A 17,530-nucleotide genomic window follows, 5' to 3' on the forward strand; every position below is an offset into this window, starting at 1 on the left:
CGAGCCCCCCGTCCGGCAGCCCATCCATGATCCGCAGCATCCTCTCCGTCGGCGGCTGGACGCTGGTCTCGCGCGTCACCGGATTCGCCCGCGACGTGGTCATGGCCGCGATCCTGGGCGCCGGGCCGGTGGCCGACGCCTTCGTGGTGGCGTTCCGCCTGCCGAACCACTTCCGCGCGATCTTCGGCGAGGGCGCCTTCAACACGGCGTTCGTGCCGAGCTATGCCGGCCTGTCCGAGACCGAGAAGGCCGAGACCGGGGCCGCCCGGCGCTTCGCCGACCGCATCTTCACGTTGATGCTCCTCGTGCAGGTCGCCTTCCTGGCGCTGGCCATGCCGGCGATGCCCCTCGTGGTGCGGGCCCTCGCGCCGGGCTTCTCCGAGGACCCGGAGCGCTTCGCGCTGGCCGTCTCGCTGACCCGGATCACCTTCCCCTACCTCCTGTTCATGACGCTGGTGACCCTGTTCTCGGGGTTGCTCAACGCACACCGGCGCTTCGCCGTGGCGGCCGGCGCGCCGGTGCTCCTCAACCTGTCCATGCTGGCGGCCCTCGCGCTTTCCGCGTTCTTCCCGAACGCCGCCTACGCCGCCGCCTGGGGCGTCACGGTCTCGGGCGTGCTGCAACTGGCGCTCGTCTGGTGGGATTGCCGGCGCGCCGGCATCGCGCCCGGGCTGACGACGCCCACCCTGCGCGACCCGGCCATGCGGCGCTTCTTCCGGGTGCTGGGGCCGGCGGTGATCGGCTCGGCGGGGTTCCAGATCGCCTCGTTCGCCGACACCATCATCGCGAGCTTCCTGCCCACCGGCGCGGTCTCGGCCCTGTACTACGCCGACCGGCTCTACCAGTTGCCCTTCGGGGTCATCGCCATCGCGGCCGGCACGGTGCTGCTGCCCGAGATGAGCCGGCGCATCGCGGGCGGCGACGTCGCCGGGGCGCACGCGGCGCAGAACCGGGCGGCGGGCTTCTCCCTCGCCCTCTCGGCGCCCTTCACGGTGGCCTTCCTCACCCTGCCGGCCCTCATCATGACGGCCCTGTTCCAGCGTGGCGCCTTCGGGGCGGAGGATGCCGCGCGCGCCGCCTCGGTGCTCGCCGCCTACGGATTGGCGCTGCCCGCCGTAGTGCTCCTGCGCAGCGCGCTGGCGAGCTTCTACGCCCGCCAGGACACGATGACGCCGCTCATCGCCTCGCTCTCGGCCATCGCCATCAACGTGGCCCTGAAGGTGGTGCTGACCGGGCCCTACGGCGTCACCGGCCTCGCGCTCGCGACCGCCATCGGGCAGTGGATCAACCTCGCGATCCTGGTGGCGCTGGCCTGGCGGCGCGGCTGGATGGCGCCGGGCCGGACGCTCGGCGTCACCGCCCTCGGGGTGGTGGTGGCCTGTGCCGCGCTGGCCGCCACCGCCCGCTATGGCCTGCCGCTGGTCGAGGCGGCGGTGCCGGCCCTGCCGCGCCTGCGCGAGATCGCCGTCCTGAGCGTCCTCGGGCTCGCCGGAACGCTGGTCTACGCGGTGCTGTTGTTGGGAACGCTGCGCCTGTTCGGACTTCGCATGACGCGCGCCTGAGGAGACCGCATGCCCGAATCCGCCATCCCGACGGGATCGACCGGATTTGGCGTGACCCCGGATGCAGAGCGCTACGGCTGGGGCACCGGCGCCGCTTCGCCCGGCGGGGTCTCCGCATCCGGCCGCTGCCGCCGGGCCGCCTCGGCGTCGCGCGCCTGTTCTCTCGCCTGCTCCCGCGCCTGCGCCTGACGGGCCGCCTCCTCTGCCGCCTGCTGCGCGCGCAGGCGGGCCTGGCGCGCGGCCTCCTCGGCGGCCGCCTTCTCGGCCGCGAGCTTGTCCGCCGCCGCCTTGTCGGCTGCCGCTTTCAGCGCGGCGGCGCGGGCCTTGTCCATCTCGATGCGGCCACGGCGGCGCTGCCGCTCGGTCTGGTCCGCCTCGAACAGCTCGATCTTCTCGAGTTCACGCTGCAGCACCAGGGCCGCGAGGCCGTTCGTCACCGGCCCCGCGTCGAGGCTGCGCTGCGGCTCGCGGATCGGCCCGCCGAACCCGAGCTGGATCGCCGGCGCCGCCCCGCTCCAGCCCTTCGGGCTCGCGCCCGCCGTGAGGGTGCCGCGCGCGTCGAGGCGCGCGTCCCGCAGGTCGAGGCCGAGGGTTCCGGTCCAGCGTGCCGCCCCGAGGTCGAGGGTCAGCGGACCGGCCCGCAGGGTGCCGCCGACGAGGCTCGCCGGGCTGGTCACGGGGGCCGTGACGGTGAGCGGACCGGCGCCGAGTTCCTCCGCCACCAGCGCGGCGAGACGTCCCTCCCGCAAGGGATCGTCCTCGGCCAGCGCCCGCGTCAGGGCCCGGGGCAGGCCGGCGGGGTCGGCGCCGGGCAGGCGAAGCCCCGCCAGGGTGAGGCTGCCGCTGCCCCCGAGATTGTTCGCCAGCCCAATGAGGCTCTCGGCCGAGGCGCCGAAGCGCAGCTGCGCCGTGACCCGGCCCGAGACCGCGCCCTCGCCGGCCAGACCCGCGATGGTCGCATCCGTGATCGTGCCCTCGCCGGAGATCGCCGCGGCGCCCCCCTGGCGGCTGAGCGTCGCGCTGCCGGCGATGCGGCCTCCGGCGAGGCTCCCTGAGAGGTCGCGCAGGGTCAGGGTCTCGCCGTCGAGGCTGGCGCCGAGGGCCGCGCCCGTGGCGGTGAGCCCGCGCCCGAGGTCGAGGGCGTCGACCCGCAGGCTGAGGGCGATCGCGGGCCGGCCGGCCGGCAGGGCGGCGAACCGGGCGCCGCCCGGGTCCAGCGGCAGGACGGTCGCGCTCGCGAGCTGCGGCAGGGACAGGCGGGCGAGGGTGGCGCTGCCGCCGATCTCGCCCTCCGGGGCCCGCGTCAGGTCGGCCGAGACGGGTTGCCCCGCGATCCGGCCGACGATGCCGATCCGCGCGTCCGGCCCGGCGCGCGACAGGGTGAGGCTCAGGTCCGCCGGCAGCGGGCCGGGGAGGGGCGCGGCGCTTCCCGCCAGGGTGAGAAGTGGCGTCAGGTCCGGAATGCCGAGTTGCAGCGCGCCGGCGCGCGGCACGTTCTCGCCGGGTTCGAGCAGCACGGGCTGCACCGTCGCGACGCTGATGTCGGAAGCCGTCCCGCTGAGACGCAGGGCGAGCGCGCCCGCCGCGATTCCGGCCTGGGACGGTGCCGGGGCGCCGACGAGGCGCAGGCGGCCGGGGCGGCGCAGGGCGGGAATGTCGGCGCGCCCGAACCAGGGCGCCGCGTTGGCCGCCGCGACCGTGAGGTCGAGGGTCTCGATGCGCCCCGCCCGGCTCAGGAGGTCGAGGTCGAGGGTACCGCCGGCGGCATTCCCCTTGGCTCCGACCCGCAGGGTGTCGGCGGCGCCCGCATCCCGCTCCAGGTTCACCGCGAGGTCGAGGGCGCCCGCGCGCAGGAAGGCCGGAACGTGGCGCGCCTCCGCGACCCAGACGCGGTCGAGGAGGGCGAACAGGGGCGCGGCGACGGCGGCCGAGACCCGGCCGGCGATGCGGCCGGTGCCGTCGGGGGCGATCCGGCCGGAGAGGCGGGCATTGGCGCCGGCCAGATCCGTGACGTCGAGGCTGTCGACCACGAGGCTGGCGCCGTCCGACTGGATGCTGGCCGCGATGGTGCCGTTGCCCGAATGCGCGGGGCCGTAGCGCACGTCGCGGGCCTGGAAGGTCAGCCCGAGATCGTGGCCCTTCAACTCCGACAGGGTGCCGCCGAGGGCCGGCAGGGTGGCGATGTCGAGGCCCTGGCCCACGAGCTGCGCGTCGAAGCGGCCCCGGGTTTCGCCCTCGCCGGCGGTGTAGCGGGCGTTGCCGGTGATGCGGGCCTCACCCAATCCGAGGCGCAGGTTGCGCAGCGACAGGCTGGGGGCCGCCACCGACAGGTCGGTGGCGACCTGGACCGGGCGCCCGTCCATCACCGCGACCATGGGCCCCTCGACCCCGAGCCGGCGCAGGTAACGGCCGAACCCGTCCGAGGCCGGCGCGTCGAGGGAGAGGCGGCCGGTGAAGCGCAAGGCCGCCTTTCCCGTCTCCGTCTTCGGCCCCGTCTCGGTGTCGATCTCGCCGCTCGCACCGACGACGGCCGCACCGGGCGCCGTGACGTCGAGTCGGCGCAGGACGAGGCCTCCGGTGCGGTCGAGGGTGGCGCCGAGCGCGAGGCCGGACCATTCGTCGAGCCCGAGCGCCAGGCTCTCCACCGCGAGGTCGAGGTCGAGCATGATCGGCAGGCCGAGGCCGTCGCGCCCGCCCAGGCCGGGCACGCCGCGCGCGATCAGCGCCTGTCCGGACGCCGAGGTCAGGAAGGCGTCGAGGTCGAGGCGCCGGGCGGATAGCGCGAGGCCGCCGCGCCACTGCTTCAGGTCGAGCCGGCCGGTGCCGCCGAGGCGCAGGGCCTGGCCGCCCGGATCCACCTCCAGGGCGACGTCGCCGAAGCGGGCATTCAGCCCGCGCGCCGTGAACTTGCCGCCGAGGGAGAAGGGCAGGTAGGCGCCCGCGGCCTGGGTCGGCGGGCCGACGACGATGCGGGCCGTTCCCTCGGCCTCGGGCACCACCGTTCGCAGGCCGGCGGCCTTGGCGGCCGGGGCCGCCTTCAGCGTCGCCAGGGTGATGCGGGCATCGGCCTCGAAGCGGGGCTGCGTGTCGCCCCCGCCCGCGATCTTGACGCTGACCCCCTCCGGGCTCGCCTCGCCGGTCGAGACCCGGAACGGCACGCCCCGGCTCGTCCCCTCCGCGCGCCACGGCCCGAGGATCGCCGGGGCCGAAACCCGCAGGGCCTCGGCGTAGAACTGCTCGACCCGCCCCGTGGCCGGCACCTGCGTGGTCAGCACGAACTGCTTGATCGCGAGGTCCTCGATCGCGAGGTCGCGCCGCGCGGCGGCGGACAATCCGCCGGCCGGGAGCAGCATTCCATCGCCGTCGGTGACGGGCAGCCGCACCTCGGCCCGGCCGATCCGTGTCTCGGTGAAGCGGATCTCGCCCTTCAGCAGCGGCGCCAGGGCGATCTCGGCCTTGAGCCATTGCAGATCGAGACTCGGCAGATCGAGATTCGGCCGGTCGCCGGCGCCCGCGCCGAGCCGCAGGCGGTCGAGCTTGAGGCGCGGCGAGGGCAGGAGGCGGAGGCCGATCCGCCCCTCGGTGCGGGCCTCCACGCCGAGGGAGCGGGTGATCGTCCGGTCGATCGTGCCGCGATAGCCCTCCCAGCCCACGAAGGGCGGAACGGCGAGCGCCGCGACGAGGAGCAGGATGACGGCGCCCGCCAGCGCGGTCAGGATGTCACGCACCGTTTCTGTTCCGCCTCGTCATCCGGGCACAGGCCCCGCGCGCTGAGTCACGCCCCGCTCCGAGGCGGGCCTCGCACCGGGGCCGACATAGCACAGTGGGTGCCGGTGCGCGCCACGCCGGATTTTCGCATCCTGCCTCGGAGGTCAGGAGGAGGCCGGAGACCGCGCGCGAGGACGCCATAGCGGGGGCAGCGCGCGCGCCCTCGACGCCGTTCGCGTTTTGGTCCAGGGAAGGGCGCATGACCCAGCACTCCGACGCGGCCGGCGCTTCCGCCTCCGACGCCGCCCCGACCTCCATCGCCGCCCGTGCCATGGCCTCCCTGCGGCCGCAGGGCGGGTCCTACCTCGAAGGGCTGAACGCCGAGCAGCGCCGCGCCGTCGAGGCGACGGACGGGCCGGTGCTCGTGCTGGCCGGGGCCGGCACCGGCAAGACGCGGGTGCTGACGACGCGCATCGCCCATCTCATCGCCACCGGCAAGGCGCGGCCCTTCGACATCCTCTCGGTGACCTTCACCAACAAGGCCGCCCGCGAGATGAAGCACCGCATCGGCGGGCTCATCGGCCCGGCCGGGGAGGGCATGCCCTGGCTCGGCACCTTCCACTCCATCGGCACCAAGATCCTGCGCCGCCACGCGGAACTCGTCGGCCTGCGCTCCGACTTCACGATTCTCGGCATGGACGATCAGCTTCGCCTGATGAAGCAGGTCATCGTCGATCAGAACATCGACGAGAAGCGCTGGCCCGCCCGCGCCCTGTCCTCGGCCATCGACGGCTGGAAGAACCGCGGCCTCCTGCCCGAGCAGGTGCCGCCGGGCGAGGCGGGCGCCTTCGCCTTCGGCAAGGGCGGCGCGCTCTATTCCGCCTATCAGGCCCGGCTCCTGACCCTGAACGCCGCCGATTTCGGCGACCTGCTGCTGCTCTGCCTCAAGCTCTGGCGCGAGAACCCGGACGTGCTGGAGAATTACCAGCAACGCTTCCGCTACATCCTGGTGGACGAGTACCAGGACACCAACGTCGCCCAGTACCTCTGGCTGCGCCTGCTGGCGCAGGGGCACCGCAACGTCGCCTGCGTGGGCGACGACGACCAGTCGATCTACGGCTGGCGCGGAGCGGAAGTCGACAACATCCTGCGCTTCGAGCACGACTTTCCCGGCGCCGTGGTGGTGCGCCTGGAGCGCAACTACCGCTCCACCGGGCACATCCTGGCCGCCGCCTCGGGCCTGATCGCCAGGAACGAGGGCCGGCTCGGCAAGACCCTGCGCACCGAGGACGTCGCCGGCGAGAAGGTGACGGTCTCGGGCGCCTGGGATTCGGAGGAGGAGGCGCGCCAGGTCGCGGAGGCGATCGAGAGCCTTCAGGTGAAGCAGCACCCCCTCTCCGAGATCGCCGTGCTGGTGCGCATCTCCGCGCAGATGCGCGAGATCGAGGACCGCTTCGTCCAGCTCGGCCTGCCCTACCGGGTCATCGGCGGCCCGCGCTTCTACGAGCGGGCCGAGATCCGCGACGCGCTGGCCTACCTGCGCGTCACCGCCAACCCGGCCGACGACCTCGCCTTCGAGCGCATCTTCAACACCCCGAAGCGGGGTTTGGGCGACGCGACGCTTCAGGCGCTGCACGCCTATGCCCGCGCCGAGCGGGTGCCGCTGCTCCAGGCCGCCCGCCTCGTGGTCGAGACCGACGAGCTCAAGCCCCGCGCCCGCTCCGGCGTGCGCGCCCTGGTCGAGAGCTTTTCACGCTGGTCGCGCCTCGTCGGCACCCAGCCGCACTCGGAGGTGGCGCAGACCATCCTGGAGGAATCCGGCTACACCGAGATGTGGCAGAAGGATAAGTCCGCCGACGCCGCCGGGCGGCTCGAGAACCTCAAGGAGTTCGTGCGCTCCATGGAGGAGTTCCCGGATCTGGCCGCCTTCCTGGAGCACGTCTCCCTGGTGATGGAGGCCAGCGAGCAGGAGGGGGCCGACCGCGTCTCGCTGATGACGCTGCACGCCGCCAAGGGCCTGGAATTCGACACCGTGTTCCTGCCCGGCTGGGAGGACGGCCTGTTCCCGAACCAGCGCGCCCTCGACGAGAGCGGCCGGGCCGGCCTGGAGGAGGAGCGCCGGCTGGCCCATGTGGGCCTGACCCGCGCCCGCAAGCGCGCCAAGCTGTCCTTCGCGGTCAACCGGCGCATCCACGGCCTGTGGTCCTCCACCGTCCCGAGCCGCTTCATCGACGAGTTGCCGGAGGACAGCGTGGACGTGATCGACGCCCCCGCCCATTTCTCGGCCGGCGCCTCGCGCTTCGACCGCAACCCCGCCCCCTTCGGCTCGTCCTACGCCACGCCGGGCTGGCAGCGGGCGCAGGCGAACACCGCGGAGGCCGCCAGGGGAAACGCCAACGGCTACGGCGTCGGCAACCGCTCCCCCGCCCAGCGCGGCGGCCCGCGCCAGATCGAGGGCGAACTCATCGCCAAGTCGACGGGCGCGCCCTCCGCCTTCACGGTCGACATGCGGGTGTTCCACACCAAGTTCGGCCCCGGCACCGTCGCGGGTGTGGACGGCAACAAGCTCACCGTTGATTTCGACAAGGCCGGCCGGAAGATGGTCCTCGACAGCTTCATCCAGGCGGCCTGACCTTCGGGCCGTCGGCTGGGCGCGCGGGGCGAACGCCGATGGGGTTTGCGTCTTCCAGGACACGGGACCGCGCGATCGGTGCGCTGCGTGCCGCCATCGCTCCCGGATCGCGCAAGCAACGCGAACTTTTTACATCATTCCCAAGAATAGTTGGTGTCACGCCCCTGTCGTGCCCGGCGCGGCATGGTGCGTGCAACGCCAGTTCCGGCGGTCGGCGAGGCCGCGTCTGGAAATCCACAGGCTTGAAGGGCCTTCCCGGAACCCGGCTGCGGTCTCCGGATTGGCTTGAAGGGGCGCGGAAGAAAGGTTCGCCGCGAGACGATCGGTTCGAAGGATGACACGAGACACGTTCAGCAAGTCAGGCTCAGATTGAATCCAGGTTGGCAAGTCCGGTTGGAGTGTTGATCGATGAAGAGACGCCGCACACGACTTGAACTCGTTGAGGACCGCCCGGTCCGTCTGCACAAGACCCGCTTCGACGAGGAACGCAACTTAAGCCCGATCCAACCCCTCACCGACCGGCAGGCGCAATACCTCGACGCCCTCGCCCTGCACAAGCAAGTCATCGTCCTCGGCCCCGCCGGCACCGGCAAGACCTTCATCGCCGGCACCCGCGCCGCCGACCAGCTCCGCCAGCGCCGCATCGGCAAGGTCATCATCACCCGGCCCAACGTGCCCTCGGGCCGCTCGCTCGGCTTCTTCCCCGGAACCCTGGAAGAGAAGATCGCCCCCTGGGTCGCCCCGCTCACCGAGACCATGAAGGAGCGCATGGGCGAGGCCGCCTTCGACATCGCGGTGAAGACCGGCGACATCGAGGTGGTGCCCTTCGAAGTGATGCGCGGGCGCACCTTCAAGAACTGTCTCGTGATCCTCGACGAGGCGCAGAACACCACCACCGCCGAGATCAAGATGTTTCTCACCCGCATCGGCGACGATTGCCAGGTGATCATCAACGGCGACGTGTCCCAGACCGATCTGCGCGAGACCTCGGGCCTGCGGACCGTGATCCACCTCATCAAGAGCCGGATGATGCCGATCCCCGTGGTGGAATTCACCCTCGACGACATCGTCCGCTCAGGAATTTGTGCTGAGTGGGTGCGGGCTTTCGAGGAAACGAATCTCTGACTTGCGGGTTATCAGCGGCGGACCGGAACGGGGTCCGCCGCTCACTCCGGTGCGCGAGACGGTTCCGGCCGGCCCCCTGGCCGCGGGAACCTGCCGGGGGCCGCGCTCGGACATAAGAGAATGGGAGTCTATACGTGAGGAAACTGACCCTTGCCTTCGCCGTGCTCGCCTCGCTCGGCGGTGCCAGCCTCGCCACCTCCGCCTCGGCCGCGCCCGGTGCCCCGATGGGCGTGACCGCCCCCGAGACCGTGTCCACCGTGCAGATGCGCATGGAGCGCCGGATGGAGCGTCGCATGATGCACCGTCGCATGGAGCGCCGCATGATGCGCCGTCACATGGAGCGCCGCATGATGCACCGTCGCATGATGCGCCGGATGTGATCGGCATCTTCGCCTGATCGTTTCGAAGAAGGGTCCCTCGCGGGGCCCTTTTTCTTGTGATGGGGGCGCTCGGCGGCCGCTCAGGGTGTATGCGGGCGGCTCGGCATCCCTGCGGCGAGGCGCCATGACGTTTCACACTTGGTGGCTGTTCCTCGGCGCCGTCTTCGCGCTTTCCGGGACGCCCGGTCCGAACATGCTCCACATCCTGGCGCGCAGCGTCCGCGTCGGCCTCCGCCGGAGCGGGGCGGCCATGGCGGGCTGCCTCAGCGCCGTCATCCTGGTCCTGCTGGCTTCCGCCGCGGGCCTCAGCGCCGTTCTCCTGGCCTCGCCCGTGCTGTTCGATGTCCTGCGCTACGCCGGCGTCGCCTACCTGCTCGTCCTCGGCATCCGGGCCTGGCGCGGCGACGAGGCTTCGATCACCGTGGAGGGCGGGGCCGGTCCGGCGCCGCTGTCCTTGCGCCGCCTCTACCGCGACGGCCTGCTGATCGGCCTGAGCAACCCGAAGCTGCTGCTCTTCGCGAGCGCGTTCCTGCCGCAATTCGTCGATCCCGCGCGGCCGCAGGGGCCGCAATTCGCGATCCTCGTGGCGACCTTCGCGGGCGCGGAGCTGTTCTGGTACGGCGTCTATGCCCTCGGCGGCCGCAAGCTCGCCGCCGCGCTGACCCGTCCGGCGCTGAAGCGCGCCTTCGACCGGCTCACCGGGGCGATCTTCGTTGGCTTCGGGGCGATGCTGCTCGGCGCGCGCTGAGCTCCGGGTCGGCGCCTCAATTCTTCGGCGTCGTCGAACCCGTCGTCTTGGGAGCCGGCGCGGCGCTCGCCGCCGACGCGGTCCTGTGGACCGGCTTCGCCTTGTCGTCGTGGGCGGATTTCGCCTTGTCGTCGCCGGCCGGCTTGGCCTTGTCGTCCCCGGCTGGCTTCGCCTTGGCGGCATGGGCGAGCCTGGTATGCGCCGCCTTCGCGTCCGTCTTGGCGTCCGGCCTCGGCTCGGGGGCCGCCGGCACCGTCGCGGCGACGGCCGGCACGGTCGCGGCGTCGGTGGCCGGCGTCGCGGGGGCGCCATTGCTGAACAGGTTGCCCAGCAGCTTCTTGTAGGCCGCCGGATCGCCGTCGGCATCGGCCACCATCACGCGGGCGGGCTTGGCCGGCTCGGCCACCACGGGCTCTGCCTTCGCGGGCGGCGTGGCGCCCTTCCGGGCGAGGTTCGCGGCGGCGGCCTTGGTGGGGATCGGCGCGGCGGCGGCCATCATGACCGGACGGCCCTTGGCGTCGACCTCGATCTCGCGCTCGCCGGCCGCGAGGCTCTCGGGCCGGCTGACGTCGCCGAGCTTGTGCAGGGCGTAGTCCTTCGGATCGTAGGGCAGTTCGGGCTCCGGCTTGCCGAGGCTCGCGAAGGTGAGGGTGTTGGCCGGAGTCTGCTGCTGGCCGCGGAAGACCGGGTTCTGGCTGCCGTCGTCGTAGACGAGGCGCGTGGCCGGCGTGCCCTTGGCGATCAGCTCGGCGATCTCGTGATTGTCGCGCTCGCGCTTCTCGGCGACCAACGGCTCGACCTTCGGGGTGCAGGAGCCCGCCGCCGCGTCGGCGCCGCCGAAGACGTACCGCGTGCCGCACAGGCCCACGCGCGGCTCCTCGCGCAGGGCCTCGAAATAGTCCGAGCCCTCCTTGAGGTTCTTCCAGAACGGCGCGTTGGGATCGTTGCGGAACTTGGCGACGTTCGCCGCCGTCATCCGGAAGGGATAGGACTGGAACTGGAACGCGCGCTGTCCGCCCGCGAAGGAATCGCGCGCCAGCGCGTAGATCTCGCCCATCGACTCGTCCGTCATGGCAAAGCAGCCCGAGGACGAGCAGGTGCCGTGCACCATGATGTAGTTGCCGGTGCGTCCGTTCGCCCGGTCATAGGCGTTCGGGTAGCCGGTATCGAACGAGAGGTAATAGGACGAGTTCGGGTTCATCTGGCCCGGCGTCACGGTGTAGAAGCCCTCCGGGGCCTGCCGGTCGCCCTGCTTGGTCTTGGGGCCGAGCTGGCCCGACCAGCGACAGATCGGGAAGGTCTTCAGGAGCGCGTACTGCCCGTTGGTGCCGCGCTTCCAGACCTCCATCTCGGCCTCGCGCTTGTAGGCGCGGATCAGGATCGGATCGTTCTGGGCCATGCCCTTCTGCGCCATGAGCGCGAGGGTCTTGGGGGGCACGGGCGCGAGGGCCCGGAGCGGGATGCCACCACCCGTCGAACCGTCCTGGCAGGCGCCGAGCGATAGTGCGAGCACAGCGAAAGCAGCGGCCACGAATGGGCGCATAGCCATGGGGAACCCCGTCCTCAGTCACGCGGTCGCGGGATCTCACCCGTCGAACGCCACTCCCCAACCCCTTAGCGTCGTTAAACTTACCCGGTTGTTACCGCAAGGCGAGGCCGTGGGCCGAAGGGCGGCGGTGTGGATTGCGGTCACGGGCGAGGACGTGCCCCGATGCCGCCGCAAAGACCGGCTCGGCCGATCGGACGCCGCGTGGGGCGAGACGAGAGGATTGAATTCACTCGCGTTTCACGCGCTGGCATACCAGCCTCGGAGCCGTCACAGTCTCGCCAGGCGCGGTGAAGGATTGTTGCTATGGTTCCACCGCTCGTCCGCGCCATAACGCCGCAGATAGAGCGGGCGGTCCTACAGCTTGCGGCCGATATCGAGGAACTTCGCCGCGCGCCGGTCGCGGATCTCGTCGGGGCTCAGGCCGTCGAACTCGCCGAGGGCCGCCTGGATCGCGGCGCCCGCCGCCTCGATGGCCGCCTCGCGCCCGCGATGCGCGCCGCCCGTGGCCTCGGGCACGATGCCGTCGATGATGCCGAGGCGCAGCAGGTCCTGCGCGGTGATCTTCATGGCTGTGGCGGCATCCGCCGCGCGCCCCTGGTCGCGCCACAGGATCGAGGCCGCGCCCTCCGGCGAGATCACGCCGTAGATCGCGTGTTCCAGCATCAGCACCCGGTTCGCGGTGGCGATCGCGATGGCGCCGCCCGAGCCGCCCTCGCCGATGACGAGCGCGACGTTGGGCGTGCCCAGCGCCAGGCAGGCCTCAGTCGAGCGGGCGATGGCCTCGGCCTGGCCCCGCTCCTCCGCCTCGATGCCCGGAAAGGCGCCGGCCGTGTCGACGAAGGCCAGCACCGGCAGGCCGAAGCGGTCGGCGAGTTCCATCAGGCGGACGGCCTTGCGGTAGCCCTCGGGCTTGGCCATCCCGAAATTGTGCCGCAGGCGGGTCTCGGTGGTGGAGCCCTTCTCCTGGCCGAGCACGCAGACCGGGCGGCCCCGGAAGCGCCCGAACCCGCCCACGATGGCCTCGTCCTCGCCGAAGGAGCGGTCGCCCGCCATCGGAGTGAACTCGGTGATGAGGCCGGCGCAGTAATCGATGAAGTGCGGACGCTGCGGGTGGCGGGCCACCTGCGTCTTCTGCCACGGCGTCAGGCCCGCGTAGATGTCGGAGAGGGCGGCGGCGGCCTTGGCCTCCAGGCGCCCGACCTCCTCGCTGATCGAGACCGCGCCGTCGCGCGCGCCCATGGCGCGCAGCTCCTCGACCTTGCCCTCGAGTTCGGCGACGGGCTTCTCGAAATCCAGGTAGGTGCGCATCACCGTCATCGAGGGGGGATCCATTTCGTGCTCGGGCGCGGCACCGGGAGGCCCGGGGGCCGCGCGACCGTTCTCATGCAGATCGTGTCGGGCCTATGGCGCGCGCCGACGACGGCGGCGCGGGCCGGGTGTTGGGGATGGAGGCGCGGGTGTCAACCGCGATCCGGCGCCCGGCCCCGGCCCGTCCGCGTCGCGCCTCACCCGACGAATCCGAGGAGCCCGATCAGGACGATCGGCATGCCGACCCCGGCGAGCACGGTCTGCACGGCGGTGATCCCGGCCATCAGGGGCGCGTCTCCGCCGAGCTGGCGGGCCATGATGTAGGAGGACGAGGCGGTCGGCAGCGCCTGGAACAGCAGGGCCGTGGCGGCGGCCGGTCCGTGCAGGCCGAAGGCGAGGCAGGCCGCCAGGGTCGCGAGCGGCATCGCCACGAACTTCGCCGCCGAGGCGACGAGCACGGGCCGCATCCAGCGCCGCGCCGCGCCGAATTCCAGGGCGGCGCCCACGCAGAGAAGGCCCAGCGGCAGGGAGGCCTGGCCGAGCGCCCGCAGGACCGGTTCGATCCCGGGCGGGAGGCCGATGCCCGCGACCTTCAGGCCGATGCCGACGAGGCAGGCGAGGACGAGGGGATTGAGGGCGAGGAGCCGCAGGATTCCGGTGGGCGAGAGCCGGCCGAGGGTGCCGAACCGGGCGAAGACCAGCACGCACAGGACGTTCACCGTGGGCACGATGGCGGCGTTGGCCACGGCCGCCATCGCGATGCCCTGGGCGCCGTACAACCCGGCCGCCACCGAGACGCCGACGTAATTGTTGAAGCGGATGCCGCCCTGGAAGATCGAGGTGAAGGCGGCGCCCTCGAAGCCGAGGAACCGGCGGCTCGCGAGGAGCCCGGCCGCGACGGCGAGGGTGGAGGCCACCAGCACGCCGGCGAGCGCCCCGATGGGAACGCCCTCCAGGGGTGCGCCGACGAGGCCGTGGACGAACAGGGCGGGGAGCAGGACGTAGAAGCCCAGCCGTTCCGCCTGCGGCCAGAAGGCCTCGCCGAGGAAGCGCCATCGGCGCAGGGCCGCGCCGAGTCCGATGAGAAGGACGATGGGCAGCAGCGCGAGGAGGATCGTGCCGGTCATGAATCCGGGTTCCGATCCGGGCCGAGGGAAGGGGCCGGCTTAGCGGCGCCGCGCCGGTTTCACCACCCGAGCGCGCGGTCCGGCCTCGGCCAAGGGTGACAAAGACCGGGTGGGCGTCTCGCGGATGGGCTGCAGGCCCTGGCCTGCGCGGCCATCTTGCGTGCTGGTGTCGGCACGACCGACCGTGCGGCGGGACGGACCCGCCGCATGCCCATACGGCCGACCCGTGCACGTGACCCTTGCCCCCGACCCCGCACCTGACGTCCCGATCGGAGCCCGACGACCATGAGCTTGAAGAACAAGACCGCCGCCGTGACCGGTTCGACCAGCGGCATCGGCCTCGCCGTGGCCCGGGCCTACGCGGCCCAGGGTGCCAACATCGTCCTCAACGGCTTCGGCAAGCCCGAGGACATCGAGGCGGCGCGCAGCGGCATCGAGTCCGAGTTCGGAATCCGGGCGGTCCACTCGGCCGCCGACATGACGAAGCCCGACCAGATCGAGGGCTTCGTCGGGCTGGCCGAGGAGACCTTCGGCTCCCTCGACATTCTGGTGAACAACGCCGGCATGCAGTTCGTGTCGCCGATCGAGGATTTCCCGCCGGAGAAGTGGGAGCTGATCCTCGCCCTCAACCTGTCCTCGGCCTTCTACACCATGCGGGCGGCGATCCCCGGCATGAAGCGGCGCGGCTGGGGCCGGATCATCAACACGGCCTCGGCGCATTCCATGGTCGCCTCGCCGTTCAAGTCGGCCTACGTGGCGGCCAAGCACGGACTCGTCGGCCTCTCCAAGGCCGCCGCCCTCGAACTCGCGACCCACGGCATCACCGTGAACTGCATCTCGCCGGGCTACGTCTGGACCCCGCTGGTGGAGAGCCAGATTCCCGACACCATGAAGGCGCGGGGCATGACCGAGGATCAGGTGATCAACGAGGTGCTGCTCAAGGCCCAGCCCACGAAGGAATTCGTCACCATCGATCAGGTCGCGGCGCTTGCGGTGTTCCTGGCCTCCGACGCGGCGAGTCAGATCACCGGCGCCAACATGGCGATGGATGGCGGCTGGACCGCGCAGTGATCCTGGAGCCCGAGGCCCCGTCCCGCCGCTCTTCCGAGTGACGGCGGCACGGGGCCAGACGGCGCCTCAGCGGCGGCCGTGCAGCAGCAGGGCGAGGCCGTAGCCCACGGCGCCCGCGATCACGAGGGCGATCAGCGGGTTCTCCTCGACGCGGCCGCTGACCGCGCGGCCGCCGTCGCGCAGGTAGTGGCCGCCGCGATCATAGGCGTCGCCGGCATAATCCGAGACGTTGTCGGCCACGTCGCGCAGCGTGTCCTTGGCCTGTCCGTAGATGTCCTGGGCGCGGCCCTCCGCCTCGCGGTAGCGGCCCTCCGCCGAACTCCGCGACGACCCCGCGAGGTCTCCTGAGGCGCTCTGCACCTTGCCGCCGAACTCCTTGGCGGCTCCGACGATGCGATCCGTATCGACCATGGTCTCTCTCCTGAACGCGGGTGACGCGGGCGATGTCTTCCAGGGAGGCATCGCCTGAAAGGTCGGTGGCGCCCGCATCCGACGATCACAGAACGCTCGACCGCCCGAAGCGCACCAATGCGAGGCCGAAAATCTCGTCCGGACGCGACAATCCTGGCGCGCCGGCAAAGGACGGCGCCGCGCTCAGGCCCGGGCGCGGGCCCGCACGGCGAGGCGGCGCGCCACCTCCGCGAAGGCGTCCGCCATCGCGGCCTCCGGTCCCTGCCGGCGCGGCCGCGCGGGTTTGCCCGGGCGCCGGGTGCGCGGCGGCAGGGGGATGTGCAGGAACAGCACCGGGCAGCCTTCGCGCAGGGCCCGGAAATAGGTCGCGTTGCACAGGTAGCGGCCGGCATCGTGCGACGGGGTCGCCCGGAGGCCGGCCCGGCGCAGGACCGCGAGGCTCTGCGCCCCGGCCCGGGTCCAGCGGGCGGCCGGGCCGTCGCGCTCCAGGGCGAGGCGCGCCGCGATCCGCCCCGAGGCGTCGGGAAACAGCCGGCTCGTGCGGTTGCGGCCCCGCATCTCGACCCGCACGCAGCGGGCGCTCCTGGCGACGCCGAGCATCAGGATGGCGGCCGGACCTTCGGCGAGCGCCGGCTCCAGCAGCTCGGGGATCGCCGCGTAGGTCGTGCGCAGGATCAGGACCCGCACCGGCATCCCGCCGAGCCTGGCTGCCGCGTGGACGCCGATCCGGCGCGCCAGGGCGGCGCTGGGATTGCGGGGGACGCCCGGGAACGGACCGAACCCCGTGACCAGCAATCCGCCCCGTGTGCCCGTCACAGGCCGATCAGGGTGGCGATGGCCTCCGCGCCGGCGGCGGGCGAGGATTCCCCCCGCGAGACCGCGCCCTCGGCCTCCGCGGTCTGGCGGCGCACCTCGGCCGAGCCGACGAGGCGCTGGTGCAGGCGCTCATGCACGAGGGCCCACATCCACTTCACGTCCTGGGCCCGGCGCTTGCGCGCGATCTCGCCCGTGGCGGTGAGCTTGTCGCGGTGGTCGACCACCCGCTCCCACAGGCCGTCGAGGCCCTTGTTGTTCAGGCCCGAGATCGTGACCACGGGCGGTGTCCAGGTCGAGCTCGGCGCCGAGAGGATGTGCAGGGCCGCGCGGTACTCGGAGGCGGCGGCGCTGGCCCGGCGCTCGCCCTCGCCGTCATCGGCCTTGTTCACCGCGATCATGTCGGCGAGTTCCAGGATGCCCTTCTTGATGCCCTGCAGCTCGTCGCCGGCCCCCGGCAGCATTAGCACGAGGAAGAAGTCCGTGAGGTCGGCCACCGCCGTCTCGGACTGGCCGACGCCCACCGTCTCCACCAGGATGACGTCGAACCCCGCCGCCTCGCAGAGCAGCATGGTCTCGCGGGTCTTGGCCGCCACGCCGCCGAGCGTGCCCGAGGAGGGGGAGGGGCGGATGAAGGCGTTCGGATCGAGGGCGAGGCGCGCCATCCGGGTCTTGTCGCCGAGGATCGAGCCGCCGGTGCGCGTCGAGGACGGATCGACGGCGAGCACCGCCACCCGGTGCCCGGCCGCCGTGAGGTTGGCGCCCAGCGCGTCGATGGTGGTTGACTTGCCGACGCCCGGGACACCCGTGATGCCGACGCGGATCGCCGTGCCCGTATGGGGCAGGACCGCGTCGATGAGGCCGCGCGCCGCCGCCCGGTGATCGGCCCGCTTCGATTCGGCGAGCGTGATCGCGCGCGCCAAGGCGGCGCGGTCGCCGGCGAGCAGGCGCTCCCGCAGGGCATCGATGTCGAGGGCGGGGGGAGGGGCGGAGGACAGGGCCATGGCTGTCTTCTTTGCCGGTCCCGCCGGCTTTCGTCGAGGGGGAGTACGGGGTCCGCGCCACGTTTGCGCTCCGGGTTTGTGATCCGATCCCT

13 protein-coding genes are annotated in these 17,530 nt (G+C 72.3%); 6 read left to right on the forward strand and 7 right to left on the reverse strand.

The genetic code is table 11. The features are described 5' to 3' along the window. The first annotated feature begins 26 nt into the window (after nucleotides 1-26). A complete protein-coding gene (murJ, locus tag MKK54_RS17075) occupies nucleotides 27-1,562 on the forward strand; it encodes a murein biosynthesis integral membrane protein MurJ (protein WP_244012397.1) in 1,536 nt (511 codons plus the stop codon). Nucleotides 1,563-1,633: 71 nt separating this feature from the next. On the opposite strand, the gene MKK54_RS17080 is transcribed toward murJ, so the two are convergent. Continuing rightward, the gene (locus MKK54_RS17080; RefSeq protein ID WP_244012398.1) at nucleotides 1,634-5,290 is read right to left on the reverse strand and encodes an AsmA family protein; all 3,657 of its coding nucleotides are present in this window, start codon (nucleotides 5,288-5,290) and stop codon (nucleotides 1,634-1,636) included. Between the two features lie 239 nt (nucleotides 5,291-5,529). Between MKK54_RS17080 and MKK54_RS17085 the strand changes: the two genes are divergently transcribed. From MKK54_RS17085 to MKK54_RS17100, 4 genes are all read left to right on the forward strand, one after another. Continuing rightward, nucleotides 5,530-7,902, forward strand: a complete 2,373-nt coding sequence (locus MKK54_RS17085; protein WP_244012399.1) for an ATP-dependent helicase — start codon at nucleotides 5,530-5,532, stop codon at nucleotides 7,900-7,902. Between the two features lie 408 nt (nucleotides 7,903-8,310). After that, complete coding sequence (locus MKK54_RS17090) at nucleotides 8,311-9,027, forward strand: PhoH family protein (protein WP_244012400.1); 717 nt, start codon at nucleotides 8,311-8,313, stop codon at nucleotides 9,025-9,027. 134 nt (nucleotides 9,028-9,161) lie between these two features. Then, a complete protein-coding gene (locus MKK54_RS17095) occupies nucleotides 9,162-9,407 on the forward strand; it encodes a hypothetical protein (RefSeq protein WP_244012401.1) in 246 nt (81 codons plus the stop codon). 124 nt (nucleotides 9,408-9,531) lie between these two features. Next, the gene (locus MKK54_RS17100; protein ID WP_244012402.1) at nucleotides 9,532-10,155 is read left to right on the forward strand and encodes a LysE family translocator; all 624 of its coding nucleotides are present in this window, start codon (nucleotides 9,532-9,534) and stop codon (nucleotides 10,153-10,155) included. Between the two features lie 16 nt (nucleotides 10,156-10,171). Here the strand turns inward: MKK54_RS17100 and MKK54_RS17105 are convergent, their stop codons facing one another. From MKK54_RS17105 to MKK54_RS17115, 3 genes are all read right to left on the reverse strand, one after another. Beyond that, nucleotides 10,172-11,704, reverse strand: coding sequence for a murein L,D-transpeptidase family protein (locus tag MKK54_RS17105; RefSeq protein WP_244012403.1), 1,533 nt, complete (start codon nucleotides 11,702-11,704; stop codon nucleotides 10,172-10,174). 354 nt (nucleotides 11,705-12,058) lie between these two features. Further along, a complete protein-coding gene (locus MKK54_RS17110) occupies nucleotides 12,059-13,012 on the reverse strand; it encodes an acetyl-CoA carboxylase carboxyltransferase subunit alpha (protein WP_244012456.1) in 954 nt (317 codons plus the stop codon). 197 nt (nucleotides 13,013-13,209) lie between these two features. Then, on the reverse strand, nucleotides 13,210-14,139 hold the full coding sequence (locus MKK54_RS17115) for an AEC family transporter (RefSeq protein ID WP_244012404.1): 930 nt from the start codon (nucleotides 14,137-14,139) through the stop codon (nucleotides 13,210-13,212). 285 nt (nucleotides 14,140-14,424) lie between these two features. On the opposite strand from MKK54_RS17115, the gene MKK54_RS17120 reads away from it, so the two are divergent. Next, on the forward strand, nucleotides 14,425-15,210 hold the full coding sequence (locus MKK54_RS17120; protein ID WP_244012405.1) for a 3-hydroxybutyrate dehydrogenase: 786 nt from the start codon (nucleotides 14,425-14,427) through the stop codon (nucleotides 15,208-15,210). A 66-nt stretch (nucleotides 15,211-15,276) separates the two neighbouring features. Here MKK54_RS17120 and MKK54_RS17125 read toward each other — a convergent pair whose 3' ends face one another. The 3 genes from MKK54_RS17125 to meaB form a co-directional block, all read right to left on the reverse strand. Continuing rightward, nucleotides 15,277-15,621 (reverse strand): CsbD family protein, encoded by a 345-nt coding sequence (locus MKK54_RS17125; RefSeq protein ID WP_244012406.1) that lies wholly within the window; start codon nucleotides 15,619-15,621, stop codon nucleotides 15,277-15,279. A gap of 183 nt (nucleotides 15,622-15,804) precedes the next feature. Continuing rightward, nucleotides 15,805-16,437 carry a peptidase C15 gene (locus tag MKK54_RS17130; RefSeq protein WP_244012407.1) on the reverse strand — a complete coding sequence of 211 codons (633 nt, stop codon included), beginning with the start codon at nucleotides 16,435-16,437 and terminating at the stop codon, nucleotides 15,805-15,807. Beyond that, complete coding sequence (gene meaB, locus MKK54_RS17135) at nucleotides 16,434-17,438, reverse strand: methylmalonyl Co-A mutase-associated GTPase MeaB (RefSeq protein WP_244012408.1); 1,005 nt, start codon at nucleotides 17,436-17,438, stop codon at nucleotides 16,434-16,436. Before meaB ends, MKK54_RS17130 begins: the two co-directional genes overlap by 4 nt. Between the last annotated feature and the right edge of the window lie 92 nt (nucleotides 17,439-17,530).

The sequence above is a fragment of the Methylobacterium sp. J-068 genome, from assembly GCF_022829445.1.
GTDB lineage: Bacteria > Pseudomonadota > Alphaproteobacteria > Rhizobiales > Beijerinckiaceae > Methylobacterium.